General features: G+C 37.5%; 12 protein-coding genes. 4 read left to right on the top strand and 8 right to left on the bottom strand.

Annotated features, from left to right (window positions below; all coding sequences use genetic code 11):
- The first annotated feature begins 7 nt into the window (after nucleotides 1-7).
- The gene (locus IQ259_RS02400; RefSeq protein WP_096560825.1) at nucleotides 8-778 is read left to right on the top strand and encodes a hypothetical protein; all 771 of its coding nucleotides are present in this window, start codon (nucleotides 8-10) and stop codon (nucleotides 776-778) included.
- Nucleotide 779: 1 nt separating this feature from the next.
- On the opposite strand, the gene IQ259_RS02395 is transcribed toward IQ259_RS02400, so the two are convergent.
- On the bottom strand, nucleotides 780-1,025 hold the full coding sequence (locus IQ259_RS02395; protein WP_096560826.1) for a hypothetical protein: 246 nt from the start codon (nucleotides 1,023-1,025) through the stop codon (nucleotides 780-782).
- A gap of 256 nt (nucleotides 1,026-1,281) precedes the next feature.
- Between IQ259_RS02395 and IQ259_RS02390 the strand changes: the two genes are divergently transcribed.
- Entirely contained in the window at nucleotides 1,282-2,070 is a 789-nt protein-coding gene (locus tag IQ259_RS02390) for a response regulator transcription factor (RefSeq protein ID WP_193880329.1), read from the top strand.
- A 4-nt stretch (nucleotides 2,071-2,074) separates the two neighbouring features.
- Here IQ259_RS02390 and IQ259_RS02385 read toward each other — a convergent pair whose 3' ends face one another.
- From IQ259_RS02385 to IQ259_RS02375, 3 genes are read right to left on the bottom strand one after another with little or no spacing between them, the layout of a single operon-like run.
- Nucleotides 2,075-2,695, bottom strand: a complete 621-nt coding sequence (locus IQ259_RS02385; protein ID WP_193880326.1) for a DUF6753 family protein — start codon at nucleotides 2,693-2,695, stop codon at nucleotides 2,075-2,077.
- A gap of 55 nt (nucleotides 2,696-2,750) precedes the next feature.
- A complete protein-coding gene (locus IQ259_RS02380) occupies nucleotides 2,751-3,557 on the bottom strand; it encodes a hypothetical protein (protein ID WP_193880324.1) in 807 nt (268 codons plus the stop codon).
- A 23-nt stretch (nucleotides 3,558-3,580) separates the two neighbouring features.
- Entirely contained in the window at nucleotides 3,581-4,489 is a 909-nt protein-coding gene (locus tag IQ259_RS02375; RefSeq protein ID WP_193880322.1) for a chromosome partitioning protein ParA, read from the bottom strand.
- A 301-nt stretch (nucleotides 4,490-4,790) separates the two neighbouring features.
- Here IQ259_RS02375 and IQ259_RS02370 point away from each other — a divergent pair, with 301 nt between their 5' ends.
- Nucleotides 4,791-5,732: an Rpn family recombination-promoting nuclease/putative transposase gene (locus IQ259_RS02370; RefSeq protein ID WP_193880320.1), complete on the top strand. Its 942-nt coding sequence runs from the start codon at nucleotides 4,791-4,793 to the stop codon at nucleotides 5,730-5,732.
- Between the two features lie 69 nt (nucleotides 5,733-5,801).
- On the opposite strand, the gene IQ259_RS02365 is transcribed toward IQ259_RS02370, so the two are convergent.
- The 3 genes from IQ259_RS02365 to IQ259_RS02355 form a co-directional block, all read right to left on the bottom strand.
- Nucleotides 5,802-6,119, bottom strand: a complete 318-nt coding sequence (locus IQ259_RS02365; RefSeq protein ID WP_339383912.1) for a hypothetical protein — start codon at nucleotides 6,117-6,119, stop codon at nucleotides 5,802-5,804.
- Nucleotides 6,120-6,205: 86 nt separating this feature from the next.
- A complete protein-coding gene (locus tag IQ259_RS02360) occupies nucleotides 6,206-8,407 on the bottom strand; it encodes a hypothetical protein (protein ID WP_193880318.1) in 2,202 nt (733 codons plus the stop codon).
- Nucleotides 8,408-8,964: 557 nt separating this feature from the next.
- Nucleotides 8,965-10,149, bottom strand: coding sequence for a hypothetical protein (locus tag IQ259_RS02355; RefSeq protein WP_193880316.1), 1,185 nt, complete (start codon nucleotides 10,147-10,149; stop codon nucleotides 8,965-8,967).
- A 517-nt stretch (nucleotides 10,150-10,666) separates the two neighbouring features.
- Between IQ259_RS02355 and IQ259_RS02350 the strand changes: the two genes are divergently transcribed.
- Nucleotides 10,667-11,119 (top strand): helix-turn-helix domain-containing protein, encoded by a 453-nt coding sequence (locus IQ259_RS02350; RefSeq protein WP_045873776.1) that lies wholly within the window; start codon nucleotides 10,667-10,669, stop codon nucleotides 11,117-11,119.
- 91 nt (nucleotides 11,120-11,210) lie between these two features.
- Here IQ259_RS02350 and IQ259_RS02345 read toward each other — a convergent pair whose 3' ends face one another.
- Nucleotides 11,211-11,717: a hypothetical protein gene (locus tag IQ259_RS02345; protein ID WP_193880314.1), complete on the bottom strand. Its 507-nt coding sequence runs from the start codon at nucleotides 11,715-11,717 to the stop codon at nucleotides 11,211-11,213.
- Nucleotides 11,718-11,984 lie beyond the last annotated feature (267 nt).

The following is an 11,984-nucleotide window of genomic DNA, read 5'->3' as shown; positions in this document are numbered from 1 at the left end:
TTTTATTATGAAAGAATTAATCGAGTTTCCAGTAGAAGGTTTAACTCCAGCAATGCAAGCTTGTCTCCTCAGAGAATTAATCGCACAGCTTAATATACCTGATGAGAAATTTGAAGAATATGCAAAAAATCCTCCAACTGCTGAGGAACGACAAGAGGCTGTGTTAAAGTTAAATTCAGAAATGAGTAGAATCAGTGAAATAGCGCAAGAGGAAGTAAAGTTAAGCTCCACAGAAATAAAACCTATCAATTTTGTTAATCCAGTTAGTCCAGAGTCATCTTTACAACCCGAAGTAAGCCAGTCTAAAAACAATACAATTGAACCAGACGTTCTAAAAAACTTTACAGATAAAAATGACGACAATAATGGCGACCTAGTAGAAGAAGATCAACACGATCAAGTACAATCTATTATCGCTAATTTCCAAATTCAACAATTTGTTATCCCTGTAATTTTAGACCGCTTAAATATATTTGGAAAACCAGATAAAGAGACACAAAGTATCCTTTATAAAAGTGAGACATATACTGCAAGTCTAAAATCAGAAGAAGATTCACAAACTCTTAGCCTTGATAGAAATTCGCCTGATTCAGAAGCAAGTCAAGAAGCACTCCTAGCATCTCGCAATCATAGCTCAGAGAATTACTCTATTATCATCAATAACCTTACCCATAATGAATTTGAACGGTTTAAGGCTCTGTTCGATGAGCAACAAGCACACTGCGAACAGAACCAACAACAATTCAAAAACCAGGATGCTGTTCAAGAGATAGATTAGATTAAATCAACCCAAAGCACACACCATAAGAAAAAGCTATAAACCCCAAAACTAGCTTGTTATTAAAACTCAAGGGAGTTTTGGGGCAAATAACAACCGCAACAGAAAAATAGTAAAAAGACGCAGTAAAGTCAAACAAACTTGTCGGGTTAACAGGTAATCTGCCTAACCCGACCAAACATAGCATTCCTATTAAAGACCAAACAACAATATTTTCTATCCATCCTAAAAGTTGATTTAAATTCATAAAAAATCGTTTATTACTCCCTAAGTTTGATAAATACTATTAAAACTAAAACTGATCAATAAAATTGCCTAGTAAATAGATTGCTTAATGAAAACTACACAAACCATCCAATCACTTTGTAAATTTTTTAAAATTAAAAATAAAGTTTTTAAATAAGCTGATTAATTTATAGTAACTGTAAAGATTAAGAAACAGTAAAAAGTAAGTGGTATAAGTATTATTATCAGGGACAATACTAAACCAAACAGTATGTAATATGAAACCTATTAATGTTGTCATCATTGAAAATGAGAACATATCTAGGGTTGGCGCGGCAGCGATATTATCTGAAACTGGTAAAATCCAGGTATGTGGCCTTGCTAAAACCGGAAAAGAAGGAATAGAAATTGTTGACCAACAAAAGCCAGATATCGTGGTGATAAATATTGATTTACCTGATATCAATGGCACTGATGTCATAAGTTTAATCAAATGCAAACACACGTCAATTAAAATAGTGGTTATGACTGCAAATAGCAGCCGAGATACCATTAACGCAGCAATTAGTAATGGCGCAGACTGCTACTACTGTAAAAATAATGCCAGAGAAGAAGTAGGAGAAAGATTCATTGAAGCAGTAATGGCTGCATACAATAATGAATCATGGATTGACCCAACTATTAATCGCATTTTGATTGATAATCTTAGGTCAAATGACACAGCCGATAGAGATTCACTAGATTTGTTAAGTGATTTTTCTAATAAAGAAATTACAGTTCTCAAATTAGCGGCTGGTGGCATGAAAAATAATGAAATTGCTAATGTCATGTATGTTTCCGAAGGTACAGTCAGGTCATATTTACATAATTCATTTATCAAGTTGGGAGTCAAAGATAGATTAAACGCTATCCGTGAAGCTATCCGCCTGGGAATCCTCAGCTTTGCAGACATGAAAATCGAAGAAGAAGTTACTCAAGCAACCCACACAAGAGTCAAAACCAACCAAAATAGTCAAAAGGATACAGCTAAAACGAGTAATAAGGGATACAAAGGCTGGGTTGCCTAGAAAATTAATCAACTGCAATTATGCAGCCACCTGAATACTTCTTCTGCTGACGGCAAGTTTTAATGATGGCAGCGTTTCTAACATAAATACTACGTGCTACCTTACCTTCATTGGACTTAGCCCAATCCAGAAGCTTTTTATCTTCGGGTTGTAAAATAGCAGTTCCAGAAGCCGCCTGCTGAAAAGTTACACTTCCAGCAATAGTTTTGTATGTAAAAACACCAATTACAGATCCCAAAGCCAGTACAAAACCCAACACTCCCGCTACTTGTGCCAATCGCCAATTACTTACGCCCAAGAGAGGCAATGCCCCACCAGCTTGCTTAGTCATCTTAATTAAATCCTTAGCGGCTTGGGCGATCGCACTTTTTTGTTGTTGTATTGCCACCTTAGAAGCACTATTTAACTTATCGTCCACCATGTCAGTCCAACCCACCACAAGCGAGTCAAGCCTACCTGGTAGTTGCTGCAACGCAAATTGGGTTGTACCTAGTTCCGCATATAGGTTAAACAAGGGATCATCAGGTCGAACGCCTAATTTAAGTATCCAATCAGTAACCTCTGCTTTCTTTTCTTCAGAATATTCTGCAATAACTTTTTCAACAACTTTTGCAATATTGGTCATAGGTTGTTTAAACAGTCAATTTAAAACCTCACTGTCAATTTGGTAAAGCTCATACTTACCATTCTTCAGATTCAATATCTTCATTTACATCAAAATTGGAAGGATGTTGTTGATTTGTACCTACAGAAGCTAGTTCTGTACAGTGATTACCTAATCCTAAATAATTAGTAGCTATCTCATTAGTCACAATGGAGTTATGAAAATTCTCCATCCAGTTAAATACTATCGAACGCTGAATAGTATTAAGAGGCGAGTTACTTTCAATAAGTTGAGCATAGGGTAAACCAGTATCCTCAAGCAAATCGTAAAATTCGTTATGCAATCCCCCCAAAACTAGCTCTAAGCCATTTAATTTTTTAATATCAGCTTGGAATCTACTACCTTCATAGTATCGAAATTGCTTGCCAAAGTAATAGTTTTTGATAACAACATAGTCAACTTGACTACCAAAATGGTTGTATAAATCCTCAAGATAATCTTCAACACAGTCTTTACGATGTGATATCGGGTGCAAGAAAGTAACGCGATATCCGAGATGGTTAAGATTTCCTATCAGTGAAATATCTTTATCAAAAAACTTTAACTCTTGATGGTTTTGACCTGGCATATCTGTCAAAACTACATCAATATTTGGAAACATTTCTAAGTCTAGTAATAATCTATCTGAATCGCCCCTAGACAATCCCAAATGGTTTATTTCAAAACCTTTTGATTTATACATCGACAGTTTGTTACGATAACCGTGGTAGAAAACACGCGCATTGCATTTACTTTTCAAGTACAATTCCAGCAAGAGCCTAGAAGCTGTGGACTTACCCACACGAGCATCACCCGATGTAATTACAAAACGCTTTTTAAACATAATCAACCAAGCAAACTATTCAATTAAGCAGCTATATCTTGAGATGATAAATTTGCATCTTGGTTTTTAGCTTTTTCTTTTTCTTCGTTTTCTCTAAGCTCTTTAGATTTTTCCACAACTGCTGGGTAGTAACAGTCATCTGGTTGTATATCAAAACCCAATAAATTAAATGCTGGCTTAATTTGCGTTTCAAACTCAGCAACCCAAGATTTAATTCTTGACTTAATTACAATATTTGTTTCTTTATGAGTCTGACCTTCATTAAAGGTTAAAGCATGACGGTCAAGAAAGTCATAAGATTTGTAGAATAAATCTGGCATTACAAGTTCTATCAGACCTTCTGCAAGCATATTCTGACGTAGGGAAGAGTCATTATATCGCTCAAACTTTTCTTCTTCACCATGAAAGAGATTTTTGACAACAATATAATCTACTTGGTCTTTACAAAGTTCACGAAGTTTTTCTAAAACATTTATAGAGTCAAGAACTCTACTAATCACTGAAACCATTGTCACTCGACAATTAATTTCAGTTTTTAAAACTTCAAAAAATGCAAGCTCTTTGACATAACTTTCAAAGAAACCTCCAGATTGTGCAGGTAAGTCTAATAATGTGATAGGACAATCACTCTCATCTAGATTAATTAATAAATCATCAGCACCACCTCTATGAAAGATATCAATATAACGTATTATAGGGCGGTAATCTTTTTGAAAATATCTTTCTATCTGAGGATTCCTTAAGTCGGCTTCATAAGCAACACAGGGTAAATTTTTATTAATGTAAAGTTGAAATATTGCTCGTGCAAAGGTACTTTTACCCACGCCACCTTTATCACCTGTTATAATTATCAGTCGCTTTTGAGGCTTACTATTACTATTGGAAGAAGTATTGTTTGACATGGCTGGTTGTTCTTTATTTTTTCGAGGCATAATATTGTTTACAAAGTAAATAAACTTTGTTGTATTAGATTAATATCAATCTAAATTTTTAAATTTGTAAACAAAAATTAATAAAATAGAAAAATCAGCAACTATATTGCTCAATAAAATTTTCCTAATTTATTTTGAATAAACTACTTTGAGTATGCAACCTCTCGCTCAAAAAGCCAAGCAAAAAAATTCCACATTAAAACAACATTTGTTGATATGTAAATTAGTCATAAATTTTATGTCGTTTAAAGTAACTTGACTTTCAAAAAGGGCATTATGATATTTTGATCGGAAATAATCTATGAGTGAAGTACGAGCTGATTATGATGGTGCTTGGAAGGAAGGTGTAGAACAATATTTTGAAGCGTTTCTTTCATTTTTCTTTCCAGATATTAAAGCAGAAATTGATTGGGAACGAGGCTATGATTTTCTCGATCAAGAATTGCAACAATTGATAAGAGAATCTGAAATTGGTAAACAATTTGTCGATAAGCTAATCAAAGTTTGGCTAAAAAATGGAAAGGAAACTTGGTTGCTGATTCACCTGGAAATTCAAAGTCAAGTAGATCCCAACTTCACTAAACGGATGTTTTCTTACCACTACAGAATCTTTGACCGTTATAACCAAGAAGTTGTTAGCTTGGCAATTCTGGGGGATAATCAAGCCAACTGGCGACCACAAGAGTATAGTTATGGTCGTTGGGGATGTCGCCTTAGTCTTCAATTTCCCATTGTCAAGCTACTGGACTATGAATCTCGTTGGTCAGAATTAGAACAAAGTGATAGTCCTTTTGCCGTTCTGGTGATGGCGCACCTGCGGACACAAGCGACAACTCAAGATTTAGCAGGCCGATTGCAGTGGAAGTTGAGCTTAATTAAACGAATGTATGAGTTAGGCTATAGTAGAGATAAAATCCAGCAAATCTTCCGGTTGCTAGACAGATTAATGACTCTACCACCGGAGTTAGACTTAAATTTCAAAGCAGAATTGGAGCGTTTTGAGGCTGAACAGCAAATGACATACATGACAAGCATAGAACGTATAGGTATAGCAGAAGCTACCCAGAAATATATTGCTCAAATCCTAACAATTCGATTTAAAGATGTTTCTACTGAATTAGTAGAAAAATTAAATAAATTATATGATATTGAGTTATTGAATCAATTGTTAGAAAAAGCAGTAACTACAGGTTCAATATCTGAGTTTGAGCAACAATTAAGTCAGGAAGATACAAATACATAGTTTTAAAGTTGCACGGAATGCTGACCGTATAGTCATAAATTCTAACTACCAGCCAACTTTTTTTTGCTTTCAAATACAAATTAATTCCCCAATCAAATCTGCTGCCCGCTCTCCATATTTTTGCTGAATAGCATCCCTGTACGGCAAGCAATCTTCACTTAAAAAGTCGCGGATAAATAGAGAAAAATTAAATCCTCTTTTCGAGTCCACGTATTCTGCTAATTCAATATTAAACAATGATTTAAATTCATCCTCTCTTTGTTTGAGTGCTGAATATTTAGTTAAATTGTTGGCTTGGAAGATTGGTTCAACTGCTTGATTAAACAGTTTTTCCATTAAGATATCTTTCATATCTCCTTCTATATTTTTGTACCAAATTTTACTCACAAGTATAATAACTTCTGTAAAGCTGAATCACCTCTTTTTGTGCAGTTAAAGTCTAAAATACCAAACATCTTACCGCCTGATGTCCCTCATCTTTCCCAAAATTTTTCGCTCTCCAACTCCAAGGAAAATGGTAAACATCCAGGATTGGCAGCCGCCCACTCGTTAGCTTCTGCAATTAAAGTTTCGTTACCCAAATCGAGGTAGAATTGCATTTTGGCACGTTGCTCTAAGCGATCGCGTTCTTGAGTGCTGAGAATATGTCCCGTGATTACGCAGTATTGGCGCACCTTAGCCTTAACTTGGGTTAAAGCCATTAGCCGTAGTTTTGTCACTCGCTTGAGTTCCTCAATGCGGTAGGAAACATCAGCAGTCTCGTCACCAACAGATGCACCCTGTAAGCCGTTGTTGGCGTTTTGGATTGGTTGTTCTAGTGGAACCGCAGCAGGTATCGAAACTACACCCAACCCGTTATCCTCCGTGTTAGATAAGTTTTGATTATCAGTTTTTGACGACGTGCCGGAGCTACACAGGTATATAAAATCCTGATCAGAACTGAATTGATTTGATTGTAAAATATTTGTATGAACTGAATTCTCTAATTTAATACTGCTTTTATTTGAATCAATTTCAGCAGTATTAAAAGAATTTATAAATTCAAGATTTTCCGCAGGCTGGATTAGATCTGAGTCTGACTGAGAAACATCGGGTTGTTCAACTACCTCTGCTGACTCCAGCCCTTGGGGGGCTGTAGCAGCAGGAGGTAAACACTTACAAAAGACCTTCATATAAAAAGAATGAACGTAATTACTTATTCCACAAGGATTTTGAGTATCGTGTTTTACAAATGAGCTTTGAAATTCGTAAAATTGCCCGTTCTCACTTGATTGATAAGGGTTTAAGCTATTTTCTGCCCAAGGGTCTAAAATGTAGCGTGTGGGATGCCACAAATGTAAGTGCTTTTGTAGTGTCTCTTGAGAGACAGTTTTGTTAAAGCGGCGTTTATACTCAGCACGTATAGCTTTTGCCCGTTCAGTAGCCCCTGCTGGTAATCCACTATCCCACTCTATTGCTGTTACTACTATCTGGATGCGTCTTTGGGCTTGTTGGCTGCGTTCCCAGTTCTGTTGGTGGCGACGGTCAAATGGAATTACGTTATCTTTGGGTTGATCGATCCTACTAACACCTGCTATTGCTTCTGCAAATGTGTTGGCGAATGTACCCAACAGCCGTTCCGGATAACTAACGTAGGCACTGTACCATTTGTTACGAATTGTGCATTCTACCCAATGCCGTACTCTAGCTTCGATTTCATGTTGGTGTCGGCAATATTGCTTATAGCCAGGGGCGTTAATTGCGGTGGAGAGGCAAAATTCGACTAATTTATCGCCTCTTAAGTCTAGAAAGACGATTCCGTAGCCTGCAAAGATTTGTAGGAGGGTGTTTGTTTGTCCTTGTCCTGTCCAACCGATCGCAATTATTTCTTCCCAGTTGGCACGCCACTGTGCAGCATCAGCAGACTCTTGCTTACGATATCTCTCCTGTGCAATTTGTTTTTTGGCTTTGTTTGCTACCCGTTTTAATTTGGTTAAATCTTGCCGACTGGCTGCGCGATCGCAATAATCGAGGAAGATAGAAACGGAATCGCTAATTGGTTGTAGGTCATCATCAAGTAAAAATGACCCACTACCCGGTTGCATAGGACAACGGATGGCTTTGTAGTTGGTTATTTGTTTAGCACTATATGGTTTAGTATTGGGGAAGATTTCTAGGTGTCCTTGGCGCAAGATAAAGCCTGCATTTCTCAAAGTAATTTCTAAAGCGCAAGCTAGGGCAAAGGTAGGCAGGGGAGATGCAAAGTTTAAAATCAAGTGATAACCACCACTAAAGCTGGACTGGAGAATGACGATATCGACTATGCCAATGTCCTCTAGTGCCGCTTTGATGCGATTTATAGATTCAATGTTATGGTAGTCACCAAAAAAGTCTAAATCGATTGTGGCGTAACGGGTTGTGTTGTCAAAACGCAGACCTACTAGTTTTGAGTTATCTTGGTGCAGCTTCCACAGTTGGGAAGGTTGCAGGTAATAATCGATAGTGCGCCATGCTGGTTTTGCACCTTCTACTAAAGAAGGGGCAACTATCGCCCCAAATGGATGCCAAAAACGCTCTACGTAGCGTTTACCCACAGATTCTGCGGGTAGGTGGGGTTTAATTTTCTTTTTTGCAGGCTGTGAAAGACTTAATTGGGGCCTGTTATCAACATCTGCCCCGAAATCTTCTTGGAACATGAGTGACTGTCCTGATGGTTTTAGTGCATCAGGTAGCCTCGCTGTTGGTCAAAATGTGTTAGCCTAAATTTGAAATTTTTGTTTTATTAAGAAGCGGTTGGTTATCCGCTTGTTGGAGACGACTGGTAATCGTCTCGTGGTTGAAAGCAAACAGAGGTTACACTTGTTTAGGCTTAGACATACGTAGGCTTAGGCTAAGATTTAGTCCAACACGCTTCACCAACAACAATGCGGCTACCCAACTTTTTTTTGAGAGCTATTTAAATACGTCAGTTCTAGCGAAGTTGTTACTAAATCTAGAAAATAGTTTTGGAATAAGAATGCAAAGCTAGTAACACCTAAAAGTGTCACCAAAAACTGGCAGAGGTTAGTACAATGGGTGAAGATGAAATTACACTCCACCAACGAATTTAAAAACACAAAACAGTCAAATATATCCATACAAGTTCAGCACCCAAAATATGAACTCGTACTGCAATCAGTATTGAGATGCTAATCTATTAGGTAACGTTAAATTGTGGGATAAATTCTCTGCTAGATTAACTGCTCACAGCTACCTATGCAGCACGAATATTATCCTTTTTTCTATTTAAAGACATTTCCATTGCTTGCATTTGGCTCTTATAGTCCTCCCAAGTTTTTTCAAATACGTCAGATTCATACATCCGCAATAAAACCTCCTCTTTATCAGTTAAATTTGGTAGTTTTAATAATTCAGCTAAAGATACCTGAACTGGAAAAACATCCCTAAACTTTTCCATTAAGTGAAGAATTCTTGCTCTCTGTTCAGCAGATGGTTCATCTTGCAACTCCGCATCAATCTGTCGCGGACGTAGATTCACGATTTCTAGGTTCATATTTACTAAATTCCTCAATCCAAACACAACAAATTCATTAGTTATACCAATAACACGCCCCACGATTTCCAACTCTGGCCGCAGTCTTTCCTTAAATTGATATACTTGACCAACTTGGAAACGCCGAAACGGATTGCGATCGCCATTCCGCATCCAAGCGATACCATCACTTATACTACCTATCTCATCTGCTTCAATCAGGTCTATAACCTGGTTACAGATATCTTGATTGCAAACAAACTTGTAAGCTGCATCAATACTCCGGTTAAATTCCGCCTCCAGTGCAACAACTGCCTTAAATTTTTGCAAATCCCGTAATTGAGAAATATATTCAAAAACTTTTTTACCCTTGTGATAACTGCCAACACTTATCTTTAGATTCTCTGATACCTCCCGAATCACAGGTTTACCCTTATTTAATTGAGAGTTACTCTCATCTATCGAAGTATTCAAATTTGAATACTTCGATTCATTCAAACGACGAGCGCTTTCCCTCTGTCTTTCTTTCGCTTGGGGACGAAGTACGCTCTCCCAGTACTGCCCTTCGTGAAATTTTTGGTAATGAGTCTTTCCGCCTTCGCGGTGGAGATTAAAATCAAGCACTAATTTCAAATCTTCTTCAGGCGAACTAGACTCGACAAATTCTACTTTCACAGCAGAAATTCCCAACTGGCGGGCTATCTGCAAACGACACTTACCTGCTAAGACTACATTTACACCAGTGCGTGCAGATACCTTTAAAGATTCCAGAATCCCTTTTTCCGAGATACTTTTTTCCAAAGCGGGACGAACCTCATTTTCACCGTATATTTCTATCAGCTTCGGATGAACTACCAATTCCGCAGGAGAAATATATACAATTGCCGGACTATGCACCTCAGACATATTGATACTCCGGGTCACAAATTGCCTAAATAAAGATAAGTTCAATTTTGAAAAGCTTAAGCAAAAAGTAGAAAAACTCAAGCAGCAGGACTGATGGCACTTTCTACAGTGAAAGTGATATTATTAAAAAATAATTAATTTTTGTAAATAATGAACAATTAATTATCAAACAATCTCCCGAAGAGAATTTTTGCAGTAGAAAACTATTATTATTAACCCATTTAAAACCAATTTCATTGAAGAGATATTTTTTGGTGTTATTTTTGGGAAAAATACATCTACCGAAAGAAAGATTTGTAAAACTGGCTAAACTCATGATATGATGTCTCTAGTTAATTAAATTGACAAAACAATGTTCCGCCTTGTTTTACTAACAGGTGGGCTTGTTTTCTCCTCAAAGCCCTGGTGCAAACAGGGCTTTGGGTGGGTTTTTAGAAAAAATGAACGCTACAAAAAGAGTATATCAGGCTTCATTCCATTTGGCAAAATTGTACAGTAAAGAGGGGTAAATTTTTAGATGCCTCATCTTCAGATATTAAATTCTCTTGAAAAACAAGCACTAGAACACATAGCGGCAACGAGCAGCGATGAAGTTAGCAAAAGAGCGAAAATTCTGCTAGGGCTAAACGAAGGCAAAAAATATGTAGCTTTAGCCCAAGAGATTGGTGTAACCGAAAACTCAATAGCAAAGTGGAAGAAAAGATGGACATCAAGTACCATCTTGTCAGAAACCCAGGAGTCAGCGATCGCAAAAGCTAATGAAGTATTGGGTGTCAACGTAGGCAGACCTAAGAAGTGCAAAAGTACAGAGGCAAGCAAAATTGTCGAAATCAGCGAATGGAGCAAGAACCGAAAACCTAGTCGTTCCAAGCACCACTACCATATGCAGGTAGCAGAAGAAGCCGCTAGGAGAGGTTTACCAACACTATCGCCAAGAAGTATAGGACGCATTTTAGAAGCTCAACCTTAATAGAAAGAGTCATCAAGCAAGTATTATCCTATCCCAAGGGAGTAGTTTTGCAATCCCAGTTTTTACCGAGGCTTTTCACCAAATTTTAATTCTAAGCAAGCATTTCCACACACTCGACTACTTGAGCAGAGGTCACTTGTTGCGCGATTAGAAAGTCAACGAGTCCATCAAGTTTTTTACGGTTGTAGACGGTAGAATAGCCTTGGATTCGGCGTTCTTTGCAGAACTGTCGCAGCTTCCGCGCACCTAAATCCAAAAGCTTCTTCCTTTCTTCCTTAACGTTTACCAGCACAAGCTGTCTAGCTTCATCCGCAACCCCAGTTTCAACAACTGGTGGAGCAGTTTCAATAATGGAAGATTCTGGTTTAGAAAATTCTTTCCGAACAGAAACAGCACCAACACCAGTCAAATCACCAAGAGTTTCCAAAACTGACAACTCTTCAGAAATCACCCCAGTACTATTAGTAACTGGAAGTAATACTGATTGAGCAGGGACAAATACCACATACAAGATTGGGAAGACCATCAAAAACAACTCGATTGGAAACAAAACATCGTTAACAGATTGCACAAAAGGCGATATTGCAAAAGCAGACATAGTGTGATTCCTCCATGAATTACTGATGGGCGGCGTTTAGCGGCTTACCACCCAGTAGCGGGGGAAACCCCCGTACTGAGTGAAAGCTTTTACACGTATCCCAACCAATAGCAGGAGAAAGGAGGATAAATTGCCTTTTTAAGCAATTAGATGAACTAAGTTTTCCAAAATTTGCAGATGTTGAATTCTAGAGATTATTAATTCAAAATACGGGAATTGTAAAAATGCGATTTTTCCAGCTTGTACTCGCAGCTTTTAGAAAGTTCC

Source organism: Fortiea sp. LEGE XX443 (genome assembly GCF_015206815.1).
Taxonomy (GTDB): Bacteria; Cyanobacteriota; Cyanobacteriia; order Cyanobacteriales; family Nostocaceae; genus Nostoc_B.
The sequence above is the reverse complement of the archived record's forward strand: the minus strand, read 5'-3'. Positions and strand labels throughout refer to the sequence as shown.